Source organism: Mycobacterium kubicae, from assembly GCF_015689175.1.
Lineage (GTDB): Bacteria > Actinomycetota > Actinomycetes > Mycobacteriales > Mycobacteriaceae > Mycobacterium > Mycobacterium kubicae.
Map to the genome: position 1 here is coordinate 2,066,842 of NZ_CP065047.1, position 21,822 is coordinate 2,088,663.

At 66.7% G+C, this 21,822-nt stretch carries 27 protein-coding genes; 13 read left to right on the forward strand and 14 right to left on the reverse strand.

The annotated features are described in order from the left end of the window. Positions 1 to 152 precede the first annotated feature (152 nt). Positions 153 to 983: a trypsin-like serine peptidase gene (locus I2456_RS09860; protein WP_068160038.1), complete on the forward strand. Its 831-nt coding sequence runs from the start codon at positions 153 to 155 to the stop codon at positions 981 to 983. Here the strand turns inward: I2456_RS09860 and sthA are convergent. Next, complete coding sequence (sthA, locus tag I2456_RS09865) at positions 980 to 2,386, reverse strand: Si-specific NAD(P)(+) transhydrogenase (RefSeq protein ID WP_139823059.1); 1,407 nt, start codon at positions 2,384 to 2,386, stop codon at positions 980 to 982. The genes I2456_RS09860 and sthA overlap by 4 nt on opposite strands. Positions 2,387 to 2,497: 111 nt before the next feature. Between sthA and I2456_RS09870 the strand changes: the two genes are divergently transcribed. Next, positions 2,498 to 3,556: a DUF4192 domain-containing protein gene (locus tag I2456_RS09870; protein ID WP_085073212.1), complete on the forward strand. Its 1,059-nt coding sequence runs from the start codon at positions 2,498 to 2,500 to the stop codon at positions 3,554 to 3,556. Position 3,557: 1 nt separating this feature from the next. On the opposite strand, the gene I2456_RS09875 is transcribed toward I2456_RS09870, so the two are convergent. The 3 genes from I2456_RS09875 to I2456_RS09885 all read right to left on the reverse strand — a co-directional run bounded on the left by I2456_RS09875 (position 3,558) and on the right by I2456_RS09885 (position 5,961). Continuing rightward, positions 3,558 to 4,250 (reverse strand): iron-dependent transcriptional repressor DtxR, encoded by a 693-nt coding sequence (locus I2456_RS09875; protein WP_068025437.1) that lies wholly within the window; start codon positions 4,248 to 4,250, stop codon positions 3,558 to 3,560. A gap of 170 nt (positions 4,251 to 4,420) precedes the next feature. Further along, positions 4,421 to 5,380 (reverse strand): sigma-70 family RNA polymerase sigma factor SigB, encoded by a 960-nt coding sequence (gene sigB / locus I2456_RS09880; RefSeq protein WP_068025440.1) that lies wholly within the window; start codon positions 5,378 to 5,380, stop codon positions 4,421 to 4,423. 164 nt (positions 5,381 to 5,544) lie between these two features. After that, positions 5,545 to 5,961 (reverse strand): DUF3099 domain-containing protein, encoded by a 417-nt coding sequence (locus tag I2456_RS09885; RefSeq protein WP_082952041.1) that lies wholly within the window; start codon positions 5,959 to 5,961, stop codon positions 5,545 to 5,547. Positions 5,962 to 6,018: 57 nt separating this feature from the next. On the opposite strand from I2456_RS09885, the gene I2456_RS09890 reads away from it, so the two are divergent. Continuing rightward, positions 6,019 to 6,258, forward strand: a complete 240-nt coding sequence (locus tag I2456_RS09890) for a DUF3039 domain-containing protein (RefSeq protein ID WP_068025446.1) — start codon at positions 6,019 to 6,021, stop codon at positions 6,256 to 6,258. Here the strand turns inward: I2456_RS09890 and I2456_RS09895 are convergent, their stop codons facing one another. Beyond that, a complete protein-coding gene (locus I2456_RS09895) occupies positions 6,259 to 7,248 on the reverse strand; it encodes a YihY/virulence factor BrkB family protein (RefSeq protein WP_085073211.1) in 990 nt (329 codons plus the stop codon). A gap of 67 nt (positions 7,249 to 7,315) precedes the next feature. Beyond that, positions 7,316 to 7,501, reverse strand: a complete 186-nt coding sequence (locus I2456_RS09900; RefSeq protein WP_068025452.1) for a DUF7455 domain-containing protein — start codon at positions 7,499 to 7,501, stop codon at positions 7,316 to 7,318. 124 nt (positions 7,502 to 7,625) lie between these two features. Between I2456_RS09900 and I2456_RS09905 the strand changes: the two genes are divergently transcribed. Next, positions 7,626 to 7,991, forward strand: coding sequence for a DUF952 domain-containing protein (locus I2456_RS09905; RefSeq protein ID WP_085073210.1), 366 nt, complete (start codon positions 7,626 to 7,628; stop codon positions 7,989 to 7,991). Here the strand turns inward: I2456_RS09905 and I2456_RS09910 are convergent. Next, complete coding sequence (locus tag I2456_RS09910) at positions 7,976 to 8,347, reverse strand: RidA family protein (protein WP_085073209.1); 372 nt, start codon at positions 8,345 to 8,347, stop codon at positions 7,976 to 7,978. The two genes, I2456_RS09905 and I2456_RS09910, sit on opposite strands and share 16 nt — an antisense overlap. 74 nt (positions 8,348 to 8,421) lie before the next feature. Here I2456_RS09910 and I2456_RS09915 point away from each other — a divergent pair, with 74 nt between their 5' ends. Next, a complete protein-coding gene (locus tag I2456_RS09915; protein ID WP_165605676.1) occupies positions 8,422 to 8,577 on the forward strand; it encodes a hypothetical protein in 156 nt (51 codons plus the stop codon). A 21-nt stretch (positions 8,578 to 8,598) separates the two neighbouring features. On the opposite strand, the gene I2456_RS09920 is transcribed toward I2456_RS09915, so the two are convergent. Further along, on the reverse strand, positions 8,599 to 10,164 hold the full coding sequence (locus I2456_RS09920; RefSeq protein WP_085073243.1) for an RNA polymerase sigma factor: 1,566 nt from the start codon (positions 10,162 to 10,164) through the stop codon (positions 8,599 to 8,601). A gap of 177 nt (positions 10,165 to 10,341) precedes the next feature. Beyond that, the gene (ppgK, locus tag I2456_RS09925) at positions 10,342 to 11,151 is read right to left on the reverse strand and encodes a polyphosphate--glucose phosphotransferase (RefSeq protein ID WP_068025507.1); all 810 of its coding nucleotides are present in this window, start codon (positions 11,149 to 11,151) and stop codon (positions 10,342 to 10,344) included. Positions 11,152 to 11,256: 105 nt separating this feature from the next. On the opposite strand from ppgK, the gene I2456_RS09930 reads away from it, so the two are divergent. Next, positions 11,257 to 12,135 carry an inositol monophosphatase family protein gene (locus I2456_RS09930; RefSeq protein WP_139823057.1) on the forward strand — a complete coding sequence of 293 codons (879 nt, stop codon included), beginning with the start codon at positions 11,257 to 11,259 and terminating at the stop codon, positions 12,133 to 12,135. Between the two features lie 4 nt (positions 12,136 to 12,139). On the opposite strand, the gene cei is transcribed toward I2456_RS09930, so the two are convergent. Further along, on the reverse strand, positions 12,140 to 12,790 hold the full coding sequence (cei, locus tag I2456_RS09935) for an envelope integrity protein Cei (protein ID WP_068025509.1): 651 nt from the start codon (positions 12,788 to 12,790) through the stop codon (positions 12,140 to 12,142). A gap of 192 nt (positions 12,791 to 12,982) precedes the next feature. Between cei and I2456_RS09940 the strand changes: the two genes are divergently transcribed. Beyond that, positions 12,983 to 13,285: a DUF4193 domain-containing protein gene (locus I2456_RS09940; RefSeq protein ID WP_068025511.1), complete on the forward strand. Its 303-nt coding sequence runs from the start codon at positions 12,983 to 12,985 to the stop codon at positions 13,283 to 13,285. Between the two features lie 9 nt (positions 13,286 to 13,294). Here I2456_RS09940 and I2456_RS09945 read toward each other — a convergent pair whose 3' ends face one another. Continuing rightward, positions 13,295 to 13,777 (reverse strand): DUF3093 domain-containing protein, encoded by a 483-nt coding sequence (locus tag I2456_RS09945; protein ID WP_068025514.1) that lies wholly within the window; start codon positions 13,775 to 13,777, stop codon positions 13,295 to 13,297. A gap of 25 nt (positions 13,778 to 13,802) precedes the next feature. Between I2456_RS09945 and dut the strand changes: the two genes are divergently transcribed. Together dut and I2456_RS09955 are read left to right on the forward strand one after the other, a co-directional pair. Further along, on the forward strand, positions 13,803 to 14,267 hold the full coding sequence (gene dut, locus I2456_RS09950) for a dUTP diphosphatase (RefSeq protein ID WP_068025517.1): 465 nt from the start codon (positions 13,803 to 13,805) through the stop codon (positions 14,265 to 14,267). Positions 14,268 to 14,370: 103 nt separating this feature from the next. Then, a complete protein-coding gene (locus I2456_RS09955; protein ID WP_241007969.1) occupies positions 14,371 to 15,054 on the forward strand; it encodes a DUF3710 domain-containing protein in 684 nt (227 codons plus the stop codon). Here the strand turns inward: I2456_RS09955 and I2456_RS09960 are convergent. Then, positions 15,051 to 15,749 carry a hypothetical protein gene (locus I2456_RS09960; RefSeq protein ID WP_085073207.1) on the reverse strand — a complete coding sequence of 233 codons (699 nt, stop codon included), beginning with the start codon at positions 15,747 to 15,749 and terminating at the stop codon, positions 15,051 to 15,053. The genes I2456_RS09955 and I2456_RS09960 overlap by 4 nt on opposite strands. Before the next feature lie 155 nt (positions 15,750 to 15,904). On the opposite strand from I2456_RS09960, the gene I2456_RS09965 reads away from it, so the two are divergent. Beyond that, positions 15,905 to 16,273, forward strand: a complete 369-nt coding sequence (locus tag I2456_RS09965) for an OB-fold nucleic acid binding domain-containing protein (RefSeq protein ID WP_068025527.1) — start codon at positions 15,905 to 15,907, stop codon at positions 16,271 to 16,273. A gap of 22 nt (positions 16,274 to 16,295) precedes the next feature. Continuing rightward, on the forward strand, positions 16,296 to 16,961 hold the full coding sequence (locus tag I2456_RS09970) for a DUF3159 domain-containing protein (RefSeq protein ID WP_085073206.1): 666 nt from the start codon (positions 16,296 to 16,298) through the stop codon (positions 16,959 to 16,961). A gap of 101 nt (positions 16,962 to 17,062) precedes the next feature. Here the strand turns inward: I2456_RS09970 and I2456_RS09975 are convergent, their stop codons facing one another. Next, the gene (locus tag I2456_RS09975) at positions 17,063 to 17,725 is read right to left on the reverse strand and encodes a potassium channel family protein (RefSeq protein ID WP_068025533.1); all 663 of its coding nucleotides are present in this window, start codon (positions 17,723 to 17,725) and stop codon (positions 17,063 to 17,065) included. A 132-nt stretch (positions 17,726 to 17,857) separates the two neighbouring features. Then, entirely contained in the window at positions 17,858 to 18,529 is a 672-nt protein-coding gene (locus tag I2456_RS09980; RefSeq protein WP_116645718.1) for a potassium channel family protein, read from the reverse strand. 101 nt (positions 18,530 to 18,630) lie between these two features. On the opposite strand from I2456_RS09980, the gene I2456_RS09985 reads away from it, so the two are divergent. Beyond that, the gene (locus I2456_RS09985; protein WP_068025538.1) at positions 18,631 to 20,628 is read left to right on the forward strand and encodes an APC family permease; all 1,998 of its coding nucleotides are present in this window, start codon (positions 18,631 to 18,633) and stop codon (positions 20,626 to 20,628) included. Further along, the gene (locus I2456_RS09990; protein WP_139823055.1) at positions 20,625 to 21,821 is read left to right on the forward strand and encodes a class I SAM-dependent RNA methyltransferase; all 1,197 of its coding nucleotides are present in this window, start codon (positions 20,625 to 20,627) and stop codon (positions 21,819 to 21,821) included. The genes I2456_RS09985 and I2456_RS09990 overlap by 4 nt, the downstream gene beginning before the upstream one ends. The last annotated feature ends 1 nt before the right edge of the window (position 21,822 follow it).

Here is a 21,822-nt window from a genome sequence, read left to right on the forward strand (position 1 = left end):
GGTCCCTTCCAGGGTGCCCTAACCAGTGTCTCTCAAATCGAGAGGCTCCCATAAACCGACCGCGACTGTGTCACGCGGTCGGAGTCATTTGCTGAGCGACAGTTGACGCAGCGCATTGCTTCGGATGCGATTGCCGGACGCGGGCGTCGGGCATGATGGGAGCAATGCGCAGCGTGACGGCAATGTTATGCCTGTCGGTCGGCCTGACGATGCTTCTGGCATCGTGCGGCCGCCCGGCGAGCCCGGCGGCGCACCCCAGCGGCCCACCACCGCGTGCCGGTTTGCCCGCCCAGCGCCTCGGCGAGCCGCAACTGGATGGCACCGCGCGTCCGGTACCGCCGGACAACCGCGTCGGCGCGGTTTTCCTCGACGGGGCGAAGCTGCACATCTGCACCGCCTCGGTGCTGCATTCGGCCGGTGGGGACCTGGTGCTCACCGCGGCGCACTGTTTGCTCGGTGACTCCACCGCTGCGTTCGTGCCCGGCTTCGCCGATGATGCCGCGCCGTCGGACATGTGGACGGTCCACGACATCTATTACGACAACCGGTGGCTTGCCAGCAGGGATCCGCGCGCCGATTACGCGATCGCGCGGGTGCGGGGCAGCGGTGATGAACCGGTAGAGCGGCACGCCGGCGCCGGGCTGACCCTGGGCGCCGCTCCCGCGCGGGGCAGCCGCGTGACCGTCACGGGCTATCCGGCGGGTGTGGGTGGCCAGCCGGTCGGCTGTCAGGGCAACACAGGGATGACCGAAAGCGGTTTCCCGTCGTTGCCGTGCGAAGGGCTGGTGAGTGGGACCAGCGGTGCGCCGTGGCTCAGCGGTTCCACGGTCATCGGCGTGATCGGTGGTCTGGAAGGCGGTGGTTGCGCCGACGACATGTCGTACTCGCCGCCGTTCGACGAGCACACCGCGCAGCTGCTGGCGCGAGCCGAAGCCGGCGGGCCCGGCGATCCCCAGCCTGCCGATTACGACGACAGTTGCTAGCGGCGGAACTGGCTGAGCGCGCGCATCTTGTTGGTCACGTCCAGCGCGGCGACCTTGTAGGCCTCGGAGAAGGTCGGGTAGTTGAACACCGCGTCGACCAGGTAGTCGACGGTGCCGCCGCAGCCCATCACCGCTTGCCCGATGTGCACCATTTCGGTGGCGCTGGTGCCGAAGAGGTGCGCGCCGAGCAGTTTGCGGTCGGTGGTGGACACCAGCAGCTTGAGCATGCCGTAGGAGTCCCCGGCGATCTGGCCGCGGGCCAGCTCGCGATACCGGCACACGCCCACCTCGTAGGGGATCGACTGCTTGGTCAGCTCGACTTCGGTGGCGCCCACATAGGACACCTCGGGAATCGAATAGATGCCGATCGGCTGCGGCGCGGTCATGCCCTCGGTCGGTTCGCCGAAGGCGTGGTAGGCGGCCAGCCGGCCCTGATCCATCGACGTCGCGGCCAGCGCCGGGAATCCGATGACGTCGCCGACGGCGTAGATGTGGTCGACCTTGGTCTGGAATTGGTCATCGACGAAGATCCGTCCGCGGTGATCGGTCTCCAAGCCGGCGTTCTCCAAGCCCAGGGTGGCGGTCTGGCCTTCCCGGCCCGCCGAATACATGACCGTCTCGGCGGGGATCTGCTTGCCGCTGGCCAACGTGGTGACCGTGCCCGCGGCGCCGACGTCGACCGCGGTGACCTCTTCACCGAACCGGAAGGTCACCGCCAGGTCGCGCAGGTGGAACTTGAGCGCCTCGACGATCTCGGGGTCGCAGAAGTCCAGCATCGTCTCGCGCTTTTCGACCACGGTCACCTTGGTGCCCAGTGCGGCGAACATCGACGCGTATTCGATCCCGATGACCCCGGCGCCGACGACGACCATCGACGACGGCAGCGATCGCAGGTCCAGGATGCCGTCGGAATCCAGCACCCGCCGCTCGTCGAACTCCACCCCAGACGGGCGCACCGGCTTGGTGCCGGTGGCGATGACGATGTAGTCGCCGCTGAGCGTGACGCGCTCACCCTGGGCGTCCTCTTCGACCAGAACGGTGTGCGGGTCGACGAAGCGGCCGTGCCCTAACACCAGGTCGATCCGGTTGCGCATCAACTGTGAGCGCACCACGTCGACCTGCTTGCCGATCACATGTTGGGTGCGCGCCAGCAGGTCAGCCGGGGTGATCTTGTCCTTGACGCGGTAGCTGGCGCCATAGAGCTCCCGCTGGCTCATGCCGGTGAGGTAGACGACGGCTTCGCGCAATGTCTTCGACGGGATGGTGCCGGTGTTGACGCACACGCCGCCCACCATGCGTCCGCGTTCGACGATCGCCACCGACTTGCCCAACTTGGCCGCAGCGATCGCCGCCTTCTGACCGCCGGGCCCAGAACCGATGACGACCAAGTCGTATTCGCGCATGGAGCTCATGAGATAGACCATAGAGCCCACAGTCGGGACTTTCTCCACAGACGGCGGCCGATTTACGTTGCGGTAGCACGAATTGACGGTGTCGGTCGTCAGCGTGGGCTCATGACGAAACATCGACCTGACTTCGAGCTCAACCGCCCCGCAGCGTTGATCGCGGCGATCCCGGCCATTCTCGGCTTCGTACCCGAGAAGTCCTTGGTGCTGGTGTCACTGGACGACGGTGAACTGGGTGCGGTCATGCGCGCCGATCTGTCCGCTGCTCTCGGTGACCAGATCGAGCATCTGGCGGAGGTGGCCGCCGCGGCGGCGCCCGAAGCCGCGATCGCCGTCATCGTCGACGCCGACGCGGCGCAATGTCCGGTGTGCAACGCCGAACATCGCCAGCTGTGTGACCAGCTCAGCGAGGCGTTGGCCGAGCACGACATCGTGTTGTGGGCGGCCCATGTGGTGGACCGGATAGCGGTGGGCGGGCGGTGGCATTGCGTCGACGGGTGCGGCGCCGGGGGAGTGATCGACGATCCAGCCGCGTCACCCCTGGCGGCGGCCGCGGTGCTGGACGGTCGGCGGCTCTACGCCCGGCGTGCGGACCTGCAAGCCGTCATCGCGGCAGACGATCCGGCGCGCAGCGCCGAGCTTGGTGTTGCGCTGCAACGGTATTCAGCCGTCCGAAAGCATGCCCGTCGCGCGGATCCGGCCGGTTGCAGCCGCCAGGACGTGCAAAAGGCGATGGCCGCCGCAGCCCGCGTGGCCGATGGGCAGGCGCTGTCGGATGCGGAACTGACCGAACTCGGGTGTGCCCTGAGCGATGTGCAAGTGCGCGACACGTTGTACGCGCTGGCCGTGGGGGAGGACGCCGGCGCCGCCGAAGCGTTGTGGGCGGTCCTGACGCGGCTACTACCCGAGCCGTGGCGGGTCGAAGCGTTGGTGTTGCTGGCCTTCAGCGCCTACGCGCGCGGCGACGGGCCGCTGGCGGGTGTGTCACTGGACGCCGCCCTGCGCTGCCGGCCGAGCCATCGGATGGCCAGCATGCTGGACACGGCGCTGCAGTCCGGGCTGCGCCCCGAGCGGATCCGGGAGCTGGCGGTCACCGGGTACCGACTTGCCGATCAGCTCGGCGTGCAGTTGCCGCCGCGACGGACGTTCGGCCAGCGGGCCGGATAGGTCAGACTTTCTCGACCTTGACCGCGTGCGCCATCTCGTGCGGCAGGGTGACGTTCTCGTGGCCGGGGATGATGATGGTCACGCCGCCGCCCGGGTTGGTTTCCACGGTCACGCGCGCGTTGGGCACCACGCCGGCGTCCTTGAGCCGGGTGATCAGGTCGATGTCGCCCTGCACGTGTTCGGTGAGCTGACGGACCACCACCGCCACGGGCGATCCGGGCGGCAACTCGGTGAGCCGCACCAGGGGGGCGTCTTCGGCGCGGGAGTCGGATCCATAGCCAAGATCCAGCAGCCCGGGGATCGGGTTCCCGAACGGGGAGGTGGTCGGGTTGTTGAGCACCTGAACCAGGCGGCGCTCGACGTCCTCACTCATGACGTGCTCCCACCGGCAGGCCTCGGCGTGCACCTCTTCCCAGGGCAAGCCGATGACGTCGACCAGGAGCCGCTCGGCGAGGCGGTGCTTGCGCATGACGGCGATGGCCAGCGCGCGACCCTTGTCGGTGAGCTCCAGGTGGCGGTCACCCGCCACGCGCAGCAGCCCGTCGCGCTCCATACGAGAGACGGTCTGGCTGACGGTTGGCCCACTTTGTTCGAGTCGTTCGGCAATGCGGGCGCGCAGCGGCGTGACGCCTTCTTCCTCGAGGTCGTAGATCGTCCGCAGATACATCTCGGTGGTATCAACCAAGTCGTTCATTCACACATCCTCCGTTGCCGCCGAGTCTACTTCGCCAGCCGCGCGAGTGGTTCGTCAAAACGCTCCACCGCAGCAGTATGCCCGCCGCTGATCGCGGCGGGCACACCGTCTCCTATCAAGCTTGGCGAATCAAGCCGGTTCTCGACGCGCGGCGGACGCGTCGACCCCGGTTAGCTGGCGTATGAGCGCAGCCGATCGGCCCGCTCGCCGTGGCGCAGCTTGCACATCACGTCGCGCTCGATCTGGCGCACGCGCTCGCGCGACAGCCCGAACAGCTTGCCGATCTGATCCAGCGTGCGCGGCTGGCCGTCGTCCAGGCCGAAGCGCAGCCGGATCACCTGGTGCTCACGTTCGTCGAGAGTCGCCAGCACACTGCGGATGTCGGTGTGCAGCAGCTCGGCGATGACCGCGTTCTCCGCGGACATCGCTTCGGCGTCCTCGATGAAGTCGCCCAGCGGGGCCTCTTCCTCGGAACCGACCGGCATGTCCAGACTCACCGGGTCGCGGCTGTGCTCGAGCAGGTCGTTGATCTTCTCGATCGGGATGCCCGACTCCGCGGCCAGTTCCTCGTCGGTGGCCTCGCGGCCCAAGTTCTGGTGCATCTCGCGCTTGATCCGGGCCAGCTTGTTCACCTGCTCCACCAGATGAACGGGCAGCCGGATGGTGCGGCTCTGGTCGGCCATACCGCGGGTGATCGCCTGACGGATCCACCAGGTGGCGTACGTCGAGAACTTGAAACCCTTTGTGTAGTCGAACTTCTCCATGGCGCGGATCAGACCCAGGTTGCCTTCCTGGATCAGGTCGAGCAGCGGCATACCGCGTCCCGTGTAGCGCTTGGCCAGCGAAACCACCAGCCGCAGGTTCGCTTCCAGCAGGTGCCGGCGCGCCGCCTCGCCGTCGCGCACGACGGCGGCAAGTTCGCGTTTCCGGTTCTCGCCGAGGCGCTTCCGGGTTTCCAGCAAATGCTCGGCGTACAGGCCGGCTTCGATGCGCTTGGCCAGTTCTACTTCATCTGCAGCATTGAGCAACGCCGTCTTGCCGATGCCGTTCAGATAGACGCGCACCAAATCCGCTGCAGGGCTTTGAGCATCTAAATCGCTGTCAAACCGGCTTGTGGTGGCATTTGCCATTACGCCCTCCCGATCGGCTTATCTTGTCAATGAGTTCAACGACTTGCCCGGGCCTAGAGTTCCCACGCTTTTCGCATCTCACACGCCGTGACGTGCGGGAATGTGCCGCCGACCTGAGAATGTGCTGAGAAGTGGAGCGCGCGGCTATTTACGCGGAACCGCGATTAGTCCTCGGCGTCGAAGACGCGCCATTCCGGTTGCGGAGCCGGCTGGCGACGCGCCTCGAGTGCCGGGCGTTCCGCCGTCGGGAACAGCGGAGTGCGCCGCGGAATGTCGTCGAAGCGTCGCGGCTCGTCCTTGCCGCGGGGCGGGCGGTCGTTGGCAATCAGCACGGCCATCCACGGCAGCGGCACCGACGCGGCCACGATGGCCAGTGAGATGAGACCGTTGTGCCAGGCGCCGTAGGCGAGTGCCGCCAGGATCAGCGCCGGGATGCGGAAAGCCATCAGCGTCAGGTATTTGCGCACTCGCGCGCGGTGCTGCACCTCATACGAAGGGGCGGCGGCGGTGATCAGTACCGGCCGACCATCGTCGTCGAAACCCAACTCTGGGCCGCGCGTCATACTTCCACTCTTCCACAAGAATCGGATTCCGGCTCAGACGTGTCCGGCCATACCCCACGATGCACAATGTCAGGTATGGACACCCAGACGATCGAACGCACCGATACCGACGAACGCGTCGACGACGGGACCGGCAGCGATACTCCCAAGTTCTTCCATTACGTCAAAAAGGACAAGATCGCCGAGAGCGCTGTCATGGGTACTCACGTTGTCGCGTTGTGCGGCGAGGTCTTTCCGGTCACCAAGGCTGCCAAGCCCGGCTCACCGGTATGCCCAGACTGCAAACAGATCTACGACCAGCTCAAGAAGGGCTGATCAGCCCGGCGGTTCGACCGCGGCAGCGCTCGGCGGCGGCGACACCGATTCCTTCGTTCCGGTCAAACCGGCCACGTGGGCCTTCAGCCAGTTGCGCAACCGGTGGGCATGGGTTGCCGGAGCCGGCCAGCTTTCCTGAATGGCGGCGTTGAGTTCGGCGCCGATCATGATCGAGAAGCCGCCGAAGAACGCGAACAACAGGAACGCGATCGGGGTGGACAGCGCGCCGTAGGTGTAGCCGGTGCTGGTGATCCACCGCAGATAGAACCGCAGTCCCAACGTCGCGATCAGGAACACCACCATCGCCAGCACCGCGCCGGGGATCAGCCGGTGGGTTGGCAGCGGCACCGGCAGCGATACCCGGTACAAAACGATCACGCCGACCATCAAGGCCAAGATGATCGCCGGGTAGTAGCCGTAGTGCAGGATGTTCGCCAGGCTGAACGGGATGTGTTCACTCACCTTGCGTGGTCCCATCACCGCCACCGGCGCCGTCACAACGACGAACATCAGCATCAGCACGTAGAGGAACAGCGCGAAGAATCGCTGCCGCACCGGGTGTCGCAACGGAGTCTGGTCGTGGGCCTCCACGATCGCGTCCACGTACGACGAGATCGCCGACGACCCCGCCCACAACGAGATCAAGAACCCCAGTGAGACCACCTCGCCGCGGGCGTTGACGGTGACCTCGCGGATGGTGGGCTCGATGATCTCGTTCACCACGCTGGGTGAGAAGAAGTTATGGGCCGTCGAGATGATGCTCTTCTCGATCGACACCATCGTGTCCGGACCGAATAGCGGTGCCACGTAGGCCAAAGCGCCCAGCAGCCCCAACAACAACGGCGGTGTAGACAGTGCCGACCAAAACCCCGCTTGTGCTGACTCGGAAAAGATTGAGTCGTCCCAACTTTTGGAGAGCGTCCGTTGGGCCAGTTGCCAAATGTGGTGGCGGGACGTCTTCGGCGTCTGCCCGGGGACTTGGTCACTCATACGAGTCCAGCATTACCGAAGACTACCCACGCGATCGACATTGACGCGTGGCGAGTTTCTCCCCGAATTACTGGCCGCTGACCTCCAGCACGGCAGCAAGCTCAACCAGCTTGGCTTCGTGCTCGTTGGCGTGGTGTTGGCAGAACAGGAGTTCAGCTCCAGAAGGCAGCTTGGCTCGCACCCGGGCTGCGGCACCGCAGCGGTCGCAGCGATCTGCTCTAGTTAGCTCGGGACTGGTCAGAGTTGCGTTCATGGCTTCTCCGTTCTCGTTTCTTCACTCTGTCAGACGTTGGGGGTTTTCGCCTTGTTCCCCGACCGTTGTCGGGTGTGTCGTTTCTCACCAGTACCCGCCGGGGGAATAAGGCAAGCTTGCTGAGATGTCCGTCACTTCAGCGGGGTTGGTTCGCCTGTGCGAGCCGCAGGATTGGTCGCGGGCCCAGGCGGTCGGTCGGATTGATCCCGACGAGGGCGAGGGGTTCGTTCACCTGTCGACGTTGGACCAAGTGCACCTGCCGGCTAACCGGCTGTACCGAGGTCGTCGGGACTTGGTTCTCCTGCATGTCGATGCTTCGTTGCTTGACGCACCGCTGCGGTGGGAACTTGGAGTGCCAACGGATCCCGAATCCATGTTGTTCCCGCACTTGTATGGACCGTTGCCGGTGCGCGCGGTGACGAAGGCCACCGCGTACCTGCCGGGCGGGGACGGCAGCTTCGCGCCGGCGCAAGCTCACGACTCGACGTAGGCGTCGACTTCGATTTCCACCAGCAGGTGCGGCGCGATGAGCGCCGAGACCTCCACCATGGTCGCGACGGGTCGAATGACGCCGAAGACCTCTGCGTGCACGTCGCCGACTTCGCGCCAGCGGCCGATATCGGTCACGTATATGCGGGTGCGCACCACGTCTGCCAACGTCGCTTGGACTTCGGCGAGCGCAGACTCGATGCGACGCAGGGCGTCTCGAGTCTGGTCGGCGATGTCGTCGCCGCTGCCGGTGGTTCCGGCGACTGCCACATGGGGACCGATGCGCACTGCCCGCGAGTAGCCGACGGCCGATTCGAAGTCCGATCCCGACGAGACACATCTGCGGCGTGCTGACATGCGGTGACTGTACGGTCCCGGCGCAGATCGACGCGATCGGTTTCCGGACGGCCGATTTGGGAGATCCTCCTGCGATGGACGACAACACCTCGAAGCCCGAAGACGCCACCAAGCCGACCGACGAGCAGCGCGAAATGCAAGCAGAACTGGACCATCAAAACGAGGACGACCCGAACGCTCCCGGTTTGCACCAGTCGCGCAATGACCTGGCCGACGAGTCGCGCAGGTAGGGCGGCCCGGTCGGTGCGGCCTCAGTCCAGGTAGTCGCGCAGCACCTGCGAACGGCTGGGGTGGCGCAGCTTGGACATGGTCTTGGACTCGATCTGGCGGATGCGCTCGCGCGTCACGCCGTAGACCTGACCGATCTCGTCCAGCGTGCGCGGCTGACCGTCGGTGAGCCCGAAGCGCAGCCGTACTACACCGGCTTCGCGCTCGGAGAGCGTGTCCAGCACCGACTGCAGCTGGTCTTGCAGCAGCGTGAACGACACCGCGTCGACGGCCACCACCGCTTCGCTGTCTTCGATGAAGTCACCGAGTTGGCTGTCGCCCTCGTCGCCGATGGTCTGGTCCAGCGAGATCGGCTCCCGGGCGTACTGCTGGATTTCCAGCACCTTCTCCGGCGTGATGTCCATTTCTTTGGCGAGCTCTTCGGGTGTTGGCTCGCGGCCCAGATCCTGCAGCAGCTCGCGCTGAATGCGGCCCAGCTTGTTGATCACCTCGACCATGTGCACCGGGATGCGGATGGTGCGGGCCTGGTCGGCCATGGCGCGGGTGATCGCCTGGCGGATCCACCAGGTCGCATACGTGGAGAACTTGTAGCCCTTGGTGTAGTCGAACTTCTCCACCGCGCGGATCAGGCCCAGGTTGCCTTCCTGGATCAGGTCGAGGAAGGCCATCCCGCGGCCGGTGTAGCGCTTGGCCAGCGAGACCACCAGTCGCAAGTTGGCTTCCAGCAGGTGGTTTTTCGCGCGGTCGCCGTCGCGGCAGATCCACAGCATGTCGCGGCGCTGCGCGGCAGGCAGTTTCTCGCCGCGGTCGTTGAGCTCCGACATCAGCTGCGTCGCATACAGCCCGGCCTCGATGCGCTTGGCCAGCTCCACCTCTTCTTCGGCGTTGAGCAGGGCGACCTTGCCGATCTGCTTGAGGTAGGCGCGGACCGAGTCCGCCGACGCGGTGAGTTCGGCGTCCTTGCGGGCCTGGCGCAGCGCCTCGGACTCGTCCTCGTCCCAGACGAAATCGCCGGAGGCCTTGTCCTTTTCGCTGGGCTCGGCGATCTCCTCGTCGTCCTCGGCGGGAGCGACTCCGGCGGCGGTGGTCGTTACGGCGACGGCTTCTTCGCCGTCTTCGGCGTCGGTCGCTTCGAGTTCGGTGTCCTCGGCGTCGTCGGTGTCGGCCTCGACCTCCTCTTCCAGGTCGTCGAGGCTGAGGTCGGCCGCGTCGATCTCGAGGTCTTCAACGGGCTCGACCTCGAGATCGTCTTCGTTCTCGAAGTCCTCGGCACCCTCGAGGGTGACATCGACGTCGGCGCCGTCTTCGGCGGCGTCTTTGGCCTTCGTGGCGGATCCGCGCGATGAGGCGGCCTTGGCGGCTTTGGCTGTGGTGGGCGTCTTCTTAGCGATGTCGCTGTCCTGTGGTCCTGTCTTGGCGGCCCGGGCCGCTGTCTTGGTGGCCCGCTTTGCGGGGGCAGAGCCGTTGGCCGCTTTGGCGGCCGTTCGCTTGGCGCCGGCCTTGGCGGGTGAGGCGGAGGATGACGGGGACTTGGCGGCGGTGCGTTTCAGCGGCTCATCGGTCGCCGGGCTTGCCTTAGTCACTGCCACATACACCCCTTCGGTCGTACTCACTTCCGGTGGGTACTGGGCGTGCTTAACCGAAAGTGTCTGCTATGTCGAATGTCGGCGTTGATATCAGCGTGAGTACTCGCGCGCTATCGGTTGGGCGGTCGCCGGTGACCATTGTAACTTCACTGCGGGCTTGTACTGGTCGAGCGCGGAAAATCAGTGCGTTACGTCCTCGGTCGACGCCATCGCCGCGCCGACGATCCCGGCGGCGTTCTGCAACGTCGCCGGCACGACCGGAGTGCGGTTTTCCAGCAGCGGAATCCACTTGTCGGCCTTGCGGCTGATGCCGCCGCCGGCGATGAACAGATCTGGCCAGATCGCGTTCTCGATGGCCACCAGCACCTGGGTGACCTCCTTGACCCACCTCTTGTAGGTCCAGTCGTTGCGTTCCTTGACTGACGATGCGGCGCGGTGCTCGGCCTCTTTCCCGCCGACCTCGAGATGGCCGAATTCGGTGTTGGGAATCAGCTTTCCGTTGTGGATGACGGCCGACCCGATGCCGGTCCCGAAGGTCAGCAGGACCACCAAGCCGGACTTGTTGGCGCCCGCGCCGTAGCGCTCCTCGGCCAGGCCCGCCGCGTCCGCGTCGTTGAGGATCGTGACGTCCTGGCCGTGCAACTCCGCGCTGATGACGTCGCGTGCGTTGGTGCCGATCCAGGACTTGTCGACGTTGGCCGCGGTCTGCACCACGCCATGGGTGACGACGCCGGGGTAGGTGACCCCGAGTGGGCCGGTCCAGTCGAACGTCTTGACGACCTCGGCGATGGTCTTGGCCACCGCGGACGGGGTGGCCGGCTGCGGGGTCAGCAGTTTGACGCGGTCGCCGATCAACTGCCCGGTATCCAGGTCGACGATCCCGCCCTTGATGCCGCTGCCGCCGACATCGACGCCGAATGCGCGCCGCGCTGCCTTGTCGTCGGGTGCAGTGCCAGACGAGCGGTCGGCCCCGGGGTCCGTGCTGGTCATCGCGTCTCCTCGGCGAGAATCTGGTGTGCGCTCACCTTAGCCAGTCGAAGACCCCAGTCGCGACGACGCGCGGTGTGCCGGCCCAGCCTGTGATGCGATAGGGCGGTGACCTCACCTCCGCCACCGGACCGGGAGCCGGCGCAGTTGCGTGCGGTGGCCGAAACCCTTGCCGCAGAGGCCGCCGCGTTCGTGCGCCGCCGGCGCGCCGAGGTCTTCGGCGCCCAACCGGCCGGCTCGGACAGCGGCGCCGTGCAGACCAAAACCACCCCGACGGATCCGGTGACGGTCGTCGACACCGACACCGAGCGGTTGTTGCGGGATCGGTTGGCGCAGCTCCGTCCGGGCGACCCGGTCCTCGGCGAAGAAGGCGGCGGACCCGAAGATTCCGCGGCCACCCGCGACGATGCCGTCACCTGGGTGCTCGATCCCATCGACGGCACGGTGAATTTCGTCTACGGCATCCCGGCGTACGCGGTGTCGATCGGCGCGCAGGTCGGCGGGGTGTCGGTGGCCGGCGCGGTCGCCGATGTCGTGAGCGGACGGGTCTATTCGGCGGCCAGCGGGCTGGGCGCGCACGTCACCGACGAGCAGGGCACCCACCCGTTGCGCTGCAGCACGGCCGCCGACCTGTCAATGGCATTGGTGGGCACCGGGTTTGCATACTCGCCGCAACGCCGCACCGTGCAAGCCGCGCTACTGGCCCGGATGCTGCCGGTGGTGCGCGATGTGCGTCGCATCGGGTCGGCGGCGCTGGACCTGTGCATGGTCGCGGCCGGGCGGCTCGACGCCTATTACGAACACGGGCTGCAGGTGTGGGACAGCGCGGCGGGGGCACTGATCGCGGCCGAGGCGGGCGCACGGGTGATATTGCCAGGCCCCGATGTGGCGGGGGCGGGAATAGTGGTGGCCGCCGCTCCGGGCGTCGCCGACGAATTGTTGGCGGCACTGCAGCGATTCGACGGCTTGGAGCCGATTCAGGATTGAGCGCTCAGCAGCTGTTGGCGTGAATCTTGGACAGCAGCGCGGGGTCTGAGGGCTCGGTGGTTCCCGGACGCAGGGTGGCGAGCACGGCGTCGATGTCGTCGTTGTGTGCCAGCGAGGTGAAGTCGGTGCCCAGCGCCAGGTCGACGGAGTCGTCGGCGCGACCGTCGTGGTAGAGCTCCGTGCAGGGTGCCACCAGCCATACCGCCGCGGCGGTGGCTTGTCCGGCGGTGCCGAAGCGGATCTGGCCCTGACACGTCAGTCGGGTGCCGGCGTAGACCGGGTCGTTGGCGGCGGTCGGCTGGGCGAAACCCAGATCCTGTAAGGCGCCGGCGATGTCGGAGGCTTGACCGCCACGACCGCTGGCGTTGAGCACGCGCACCTTGGTGTCGGCGAGTTTGGCCGGCGCCACATCGCTCATCTCGGTCCGCGACACCGCGTCACCGAGTTTGGTCGGGGTCGCGTCGGCGGTTTGCGGCGGCGGGTTGCACGACGCGGCCTCCCGCACGTCCACCGGCCGGGTCAGAGCCACGGTCCACACCACGCCGGTCACCACGATCAGGAACACCACCACGACAATGGCCGGTCGGGGGTTGCGGCGCCGGAAGGGCCGCCCGTGCTTGTCGAAGGCGGTACCTTCGGTGATTAGTGCGACCACAGGTGCACTGTAGTCGCACTTGCACGTGCCCGATTAGGGCCGGTTTGAGGCCGAAGACAACGGTCAATGCTCCAATGTGATGCAAATCACAGTTCATCCCCCCGCGATACGGGCACGAATCGTTTGGTGGATGCGTTCGACGCTGGTACAACACCTTGCTTGGGATTACGAGGCATGTGAGGGGACGGAACAATGCCTACCGACTATGACGCTCCACGGCGTACCGAGACCGACGATGTCTCCGAAGACTCCCTCGAGGAGCTCAAAGCGCGACGGAACGAGGCCGCGTCGGCCGTGGTCGACGTCGACGAATCTGAAACGGCTGAGAACTTCGAGTTGCCCGGCGCCGACTTGTCCGGCGAAGAGCTGTCGGTACGCGTCATTCCGAAGCAGGCCGACGAATTCACTTGCTCCAGCTGCTTTTTGGTGCAGCACCGCAGTCGTTTGGCCAGCGAGAAGAACGGCGAAATGATCTGTACCGACTGCGCAGCCTGATCGCTGCACTCACCTTGTCAGGGCCGACAGCACCCGCTCGGGGTGGCGGCAACTCACCAGCCAGTACGGTGTCGGGTCGTCGGGATCGTCGAGGACCAGCAGCACCATGGGTCCGATCCACGCGCGGTGCAGCACGAACGCTGCCGGATCGAGTTGGCGGCCCAGTGCCGCCGACTTGGCCGTGCGCGGAACCTCGGCGGAGCGGCTGATGACGCTTACCGGCAGGTGCGCCTCGCCGGCCCATAGTTCGACTCCGCCTTGTTCGGTGTCGGCGGTGACGCGGACCTCCTGGCGACCCAGCCACAGCAGCGTGGCCGCGGCGACCGTGAACAGCAATACGTATGGCAGCCAGTCGGGGAGCGCGCGGACTCCCAGATTGATCTCGAACGAAATCACCGCGGCGAGAGCAAAGCCGAGCGGCCACCACCACCATGGCACCCACAGGCGTTCGCGATATCGCACGCTGTGCGGTGCGACGCGCGTACCGGACACGGGGTCAAGGGTAGTCTGTGGCCCCGTGTCGACCAGTCTGGCCGTTGTCCGTCTCGATCCGGAACTTCCCATGCCCAGCCGCGCTCACGAGGGCGATGCCGGGGTGGATCTGTTCAGTGCCGAAGACGTCGAGCTGGCTCCCGGACACCGCGCCCTGGTCGGCACGGGTGTCGCGGTGGCCATACCGTTGGGCATGGTCGGCCTGGTACATCCGCGGTCTGGACTGGCGTCGCGCGTCGGTCTGTCGATCGTGAACAGTCCGGGCACCATCGACGCGGGCTACCGTGGCGAGATCAAAGTGGCGTTGATCAACCTGGACCCGAGCGAGCCCATCGTCGTGCACCGCGGTGACCGGATCGCGCAATTGTTGGTGCAGCGGGTCGAATTGGTTGAGTTGGTCGAGGTTTCGTCGTTCGATGAGGCGGGGTTGGCCGAAACCTCCCGGGGCGAGGGTGGTCACGGTTCCTCCGGCGGCCACGCGAGTTTGTGACCGTCGGCGACGATGCAGGTCGAAGCGATGAAGAGGAGCGGCGCTGGTGGTGGGTTTCGGTAGACGCAGAGACGACGACAGCAACGGTCCGGCCGAGGAGGCGCTGACCGACGTCGAGGCACCCTTGACGCCCGAGAACGACGAGGAGCTGGTCGGCCCGTTCGACATCGAAGACTTCGACGACCCGTCGGACGCCGAGGTCGCCCGGCTCGACTTGGGGTCGGTGCTGATCCCCATGCCGGCCGCGGGCCAGGTGCAGGTCGAGTTGACCGAGACCGGGGTGCCCAGCGCGGTGTGGGTGGTGACGCCCAACGGCCGTTTCACCATTGCGGCGTATGCCGCGCCCAAGACCGCCGGCTTGTGGCGGGAGGTGGCCAGCGAGCTGGCCGACTCGCTGCGCAAGGACGGTGCCAACGTCTCTATCAAGGACGGCCCCTGGGGGCGCGAGGTGATCGGCACCGCCACCGGCGCGGTGCGCTTCATCGGCGTCGACGGCTACCGCTGGATGATCCGCTGCGTCGTCAACGGCCCCCACGAAACCATCGACACGCTGACCGAGGAAGCTCGCGAAGCGTTGGCGGACACGGTGGTTCGCCGCGGCGACACACCGTTGCCGGTGCGCACGCCGCTGCCGGTGCAATTGCCCGAACCGATGGTGGAGCAGCTGCGCCAAGCCGCGGCCGCCCAGCAAGCCGAACCCGAACCGCAGCCCGACGAGCCGGCCGCTCGGCGCAGCGCCCAAGGGTCGGCCATGCAGCAGCTGCGCAGCAGCAGCACCGGCGGCTAGATCTCGGTCAGGGCCGCCAGACAGGCGGCGCCCAAGGCGGCCGGGTCAGCACCGATCTGATCCAGCGTGACCTCCCGCAAGGCGGCGCGCGGCGCGGCACTCGTCCAGTCGCGGCCCACCTGCAGCGGATGTATCGGATCGTCCACGGCGGCGGCGACCGCCAACGGCACGGTGAGACCGGCCAACTCGGCGGCACTGGGCGCGATGTAGGACGCCGCTTCCTCCATCGCGTCGGGCAGCAGCGGCCACTGCGCCCGCCACGACCGCGTCAGCTCTTCGGCCAACCAGGGCGGGCTGGAGGCGCGCATCTGCGTCGTGGTGGCCGCCAGGCCGTCACAGCGCAACTGCGAAGCCGTATAGCGGGCCGCGTGCGCGGCGGGCGCCGAGTCCGGTGATCCGGTCCACGGCGGCAGCGCGGCCAGGACGGCGACGGCGCGGCCGGGATGGGCCAGTGCCCATGCGGCTGCCACCGCCGCACCGATCGAGACACCACCGACCACGATGGGTCCGGTGCGGGCGGCGTCGTCGAGGGCCGTGCGGTAACCGTCGATGAGGCTGTCCGGTCGCGGGGGAGGGGTCAGCACCACGGCGCCGGCGCGCTGCAGAGGTTCGGAGAACGCCCGCGCGACGTAGTCGTCATCGGAACCGGTTCCCGGCAACAGCACGGCTGTCGCACCGCGCAGATCGACAGCCATGCCTTGATAGTGCCCTGCGTTTTCGGGTGATTAAAAACCAGGAGTTTGATCTGTGTGGCGATCGGGAACCAACAGGTCTACGGTGTCCGTTGGCATAGTGCAATGCTGATAGCTAGCAGAGCTTTCATAACGACGTTGAACTGTCAGGAGGGGCCATGGGGGCCCAAGGTTATCTGCGCCGGCTCACCCGTCGGTTGACGGAAGACCCGGAGCAACGCGACGTCGAAGAGTTGTCCGACGAAGTCCTCAATACCGGGGCGCAGCGGGTCATCGACTGCCAACGCGGCCAAGAGGTCACCATGATCGGCACGCTGCGCAGCGTCGAAACCAATGGCAAAGGTTGTTCTGGTGGTGTCCGCGCCGAATTGTTCGACGGCAGTGACACCGTGACGCTGGTCTGGTTGGGCCAGCGCCGGATTCCAGGCATCGACTCGGGCCGCACCCTGCGGGTGCGCGGGCGGGTCGGGAAGCTGGAAAACGGGCACAAAGCCATCTACAACCCGCACTACGAAATTCAGCGGTAATCCGGCCGGTTACGCTTCGGCCGTGAACGCTAACCGCACCAGCGCCGAGCGGCTACTCGCCCAAGCCGGCGGGGTGAGCGGCCTTATCTATTCGTCGCTGCCCGTCGTGATCTTCGTAATCATCTCCAGCGCCGCCGGACTGATTCCGGCGATCGCCAGTGCCCTGGGCGCGGCCGCGCTGGTCCTGGTCTGGCGGCTGATTCGTCGCGAATCGGTGCAACCGGCGGTGTCGGGGTTCTTCGGCGTTGCGATCTGCGCGCTGGTGGCTTACCTGCTGGGGCAATCCAAGGGCTATTTCTTGCTGGGCATTTGGATGTCGCTGGTGTGGGCGGTCGTGTTCGCGGTCTCGGTGGTGATCCGCCGGCCCGTGGTCGGTTACCTCTACGCCTGGATCAGTGGCAACCACCGGGGCTGGCGTGCGGTGCCCCGGGCGGTGTACGCCTTCGACGTCGCCACGCTGTGCTGGACGCTGGTGTTCGTCGCGCGGTTCGTCGTGCAGCGACACTTCTACGACTCCAACGAAACCGGTTGGCTGGGCGTGGCGCGTATCGGCATGGGCTGGCCGCTGACCGCGTTGGCCGCCTTGGTCACCTACGCCGCGATCAAGGCCGTGCAGCGGGTCGCTCCGGCCGACCCAGTCGCGGCCGAGCCGGTGGAGACGGTGGAGACGGACACCGCGCGCGAATAGCCGGCGAGCGGGTACTGACGGCCTCGAGTGTGAGTGTGCGGCGGGGATCCGGCCGTTTGGCCGCCCTGACGACACACTGAAAGCCGTCAACGCACCGCCGATCAGGGCGTGGGCAGCAACAGCTTTCGCAGTTCCTCTTCGACCTCGGTGACCGCGACGAAAAGCAATTCGTCGCCACCTTCCAGTGGCTCATCGCCCTCGGGCACGATCACCCGCGAGCCCCGCAGAATGGTCACCAGCGCGGCGTCGCGCGGCAGCTGTAGCTTGCGCACCGGCTTGCCGCCCCAGGGCGTGTCGTCGGGCAGGGTGATCTCCACCAGGTTGGCCTGACCCTTGCGGAACTCCATCAGCCGCACCAGATCCCCGACGGCCACCGCCTCCTCGATCAGTGAGGCAAGCATGCGCGGTGTCGACACCGCCACGTCGACGCCCCACGCATCGGTGAACAGCCACTCGTTGCGGGGGTCGTTGACCCGGGCCACCACCCGCGGCACCGCGAATTCGGTCTTGGCCAGCAGGCTGAGCACCACGTTGACCTTGTCGTCACCGGTCGCGGCGACCACGACGTCGAAATCCTCCAGGTGCGCCGATTCCAGCAGGCTCAGCTCGCAGGCGTCGCCCAGCAGCCAGTGCGCGGCCGGGATGGCGTCGGTGTCCAGGTGCTCGGGATTGCGCTCGATGAGCGTCACGTCATGGGAGTTGGCTACCAGTTCCCGGGTGACCGAGCGCCCGACGGCCCCCGCGCCGGCGACAGCTACCTTCATTTGCGCCACTCCTTGACCCCGGCTACGCCGGCGTCTTCGTCATCGGCGGGCTTCATTTGCGCCACTCTCCCCCGCAAGCGGGCGGTACCCCCGTGACCCCGGCTACGCCGGCGTCTTCGTCATCGGCGGGCTTCATTTGTCCAAATCCTCACTGGGCGGCAGCGCGGCAATGGCCACCGCCTCGGCCGCGCGGCCCGATATCGCGGCGATATAGACCTGATCACCGGCCTGCAGGATGGTCTTCGGCTCCGGCAGCACCCCCGTGCCGAACCGGATCAAGAACGCCACGCGGGCGCCGGTGGCCTGCTCGAGCTCGGTCGCGCGGTGCCCCACCCAGTCCTCGTGCAGGACCACCTGCGCGACGGCGACCGTCCCGGTCGGATCTCGCCACTTGGCGGTTTCCGTCTCCTGGGTCAGCGCGTTGAGTAACCGGTCGGTGGTCCAGGGCACGGTGGCGATGGTTGGAATGCCGAGGCGTTCATAGACCTCGGCGCGCTTGGCGTCGTAGATGCGGGCAACAACGCGCCGCACCCCGAACGTCTCCCGGGCCAGCCGCGCCGAGATGATGTTGGAGTTGTCACCCGAGGACACCGCGGCGAACGCGTCAGCGCCCTCGATCCCGGCGCGCAACAGCACATCTCGGTCGAAACCCTGACCCAGCACCCGTTCGCCGGCAAACTCCGGGCTGAGCCGATTGAAGGCGGCGCTGTCACGGTCGATCACGGCGACGTCATGGCCTATCCGGGACAGCCCGTCGGCCACCGAGGACCCGACCCGGCCGCACCCCATCACAACCACCCGCACTTGAGGTCCTTTCGGCTGTTGCTGCGCCTCGTTACTGGATCGGCAGGTTCTCGCCTAGGGAACGCTACCGTCAAACGCCCGTGGGCTTACTCTTGGCTCTCGTGTCCAAACTTTCAACCGCTGCGCGCCGACTGCTCATTGGGCAGCCATTTCGTAGCGACCGGCTGAGCCACACGTTGCTGCCGAAGCGCATCGCCTTGCCGGTGTTTGCTTCGGACGCGCTGTCCTCGGTGGCCTACGCCCCGGAGGAAGTCTTCCTGACGCTGTCGGTGGGCGGCCTGGCGGCCTACACCCTGACGCCCTGGATCGGCCTGGCGGTGGCCGCGGTGATGTTGGTGGTGGTGGCCAGCTACCGGCAGAACGTGCACGCCTACCCGTCCGGCGGCGGTGACTACGAGGTGGTGACCACCAACCTGGGCGCCAATGCGGGGTTGACGGTGGCCAGCGCCCTGATGGTGGATTACGTGCTCACCGTTGCCGTTTCGACGGCATCGGCGATGTCCAATATCGGCTCGGCCATCCCGGTCGTGGCCCAGCACAAGGTGTGGTTCTGTGTCGCGGCGATCTTGCTGGTGACGGCGATGAACCTGCGTGGGGTGCGGGAATCGGGACTGGCGTTCGCCATTCCCACCTACGCGTTCATCGTCGGGGTGATCGTGATGCTCGGCTGGGGGTTCATCCGGATCTTCGTGCTGGGTAACCCGCTGCGGGCGGAATCCGCGAACTTCCAAATGCATTCCGAGCACGGCAAGGTGCTCGGCTTCGCGCTGGTGTTTCTGGTGGCCCGGTCGTTCTCGTCGGGCTGTGCGGCCTTGACCGGTGTGGAGGCGATCAGCAACGGCGTGCCGGCTTTCGAAAAGCCGAAGTCGCGCAACGCCGCCACCACGCTGCTGTTGCTGGGTGGCATCGCGGTGACCCTGTTGATGGGCATCATCTTGTTGTCCAAGAAGATCGGCGTTCAGCTCGTCGACGACCCGGCCACCCAGCTTTCCGGCGCCCCGCCGAACTACTACCAGAAAACGCTGGTCACGCAGCTGGCGCAGACGGTGTTCGGCAGCTTCCACATCGGCTTCGTGTTGATCACCGCGGTCACCGCGCTGATCTTGGTGCTGGCCGCCAACACGGCGTTCAACGGGTTCCCGGTGCTCGGCTCGGTGCTGGCGCAGCACAGCTACCTGCCTCGTCAGCTGCACACTCGTGGTGACCGGTTGGCGTTCTCCAATGGCATCGGCTTCCTGTCGCTGTCGGCGCTGCTGGCGATCATCGCGTTCCGCGCGGAGCTGTCGGCCTTGATTCAGCTCTACATCGTCGGCGTGTTCATTTCGTTCACGCTGAGTCAGATCGGCATGGTGCGGCACTGGACCCGGCTGCTGCGCACCGAAACCGACCCGTCGGCGCGTCGGCGGATGATGCGCTCCCGGGTGGTCAACACCATCGGTTTCCTCGCGACCGGCGCGGTGCTGCTGGTGGTGATGGTGACCAAGTTCCTCGCCGGCGCGTGGATCGCGGTGGTCACCATGGCCGGGCTGTTCATGGTGATGAAGCTGATCCGGCGCCACTACGACGGGGTCACGCGTGAACTCGCGGATCAGGCCGACGCCCACGACAACGAGGTGGTGTTGCCCAGCCGCAACCATGCCTTGGTGCTGGTGTCCAAACTGCATCTGCCGACGCTGCGTGCCCTGGCTTACGCGCGCGCCACCCGGCCGGACGTGCTCGAGGCCGTCACGGTCAGCGTCGACGACGCCGAAACCCGTGAACTGGTGCACAAGTGGGAGGAAAGCGACATCAGCGTGCCGCTGAAGGTGATCGCCTCCCCATACCGTGAGATCACCCGACCGGTGCTCGACTACGTCAAACGGGTCAGTAAGGAGTCCCCACGCACCGTGGTGACGGTGTTCATCCCCGAGTACGTGGTGGGCCGCTGGTGGGAGCAGTTGCTGCACAACCAAAGTGCGCTGCGGCTCAAGGGCCGCCTGCTGTTCATGCCCGGAGTGATGGTGACTTCGGTTCCCTGGCAATTGACTTCGTCGGAGCGAATCAAGACGTTGCAGCCCCATGCGGCTCCCGGCGACGCACGGCGAGGCATCTTCGATTGAATCGCGCAGCCGTGCGCGAGGATCTGACGTTGGTCACCGGCGCACCTGCCAACGGCGGCAGCTGCGTGGCGCACCACGACGGCCGGGTGGTCTTCGTCCGATACGCGCTGCCCGGGGAGCGGGTGCGGGCACGCGTCACCGCCGAACGTGGATCCTATTGGCACGCAGAAGCTTTGGAGGTGCTCGACCCGTCGCCGGACCGCATCGAGCCGCTGTGCCCGATCGCCGGGGTGGACGGCGCCGGCTGTTGTGACTTGGCGTTCGCCGACCCGGAGGCGGTTCGCAAGCTCAAGGGCGAAGTGGTGGCCAACCAGCTTGAACGGCTCGGCGGCTATCACTGGGCCGGTGCCGCCCAACCGCTTTCGCAGACCGGCCCCACGGGGTGGCGAACCCGGGTGCGCTTGGATGTGGGAGCTGATCGGCGCCCGGGATTTCACCGCTATCACAGCGACGAGTTGGTGACGGATTTGTACTGCGCGCAGCTGCCCGACGGCATGCTCGACGGGTTGCCGGAACAGGACCGGCCGCCCGGCGCCGCCCTGCATGTGGTGGTCGACGACGACGATCAGCGTCACGTAGTGCGCACCGTGCGCCACGGCAAGCGGACGGTGACCCAGGTCGAGGAGGGCAACTATCACGCGGTGCAGCGGGTGGGCCCGCGCAGCTGGCGGCTACCGGTGACCGCTTTCTGGCAGGCACACCGCGATGCCGCGACGGTGTACAGCGAGGTGCTGGCCCACTGGGCGCAGCCGGCCGCCGGCGGGATAGCGTGGGACTTGTACGGCGGCGCAGGCATTTTCGCGGCGGTACTGGCAACGGCGGTGGGGGAGTCCGGCCGAGTGCTCAGCGTCGACACGTCCCGCGGGGCCTCCGGTGCCGCGCGGGCGGCGCTGCAAGATCTACCGCAGGTTCACGTCGTCACCGATTCGGTGCGCCGCGCGGTAGCAGCGGAACCGACCAGCGCCGACATCGCGGTGCTCGACCCTCCCCGCGCGGGTGCCGGCCGGGAAGTCATCGACCTACTGGCTGCGGCGAACGTGCCGCGCATCATCCACATCGGTTGTGAGGCAGCCGCTTTCGCCCGTGACATCGGACTCTACCTCGGCCATGGTTACGCCGTCGAAGAGCTGACGGTCTTCGACGCCTTTCCGCTGACTCATCACGTGGAATGCATTGCGCTGCTGATTCGCTAGG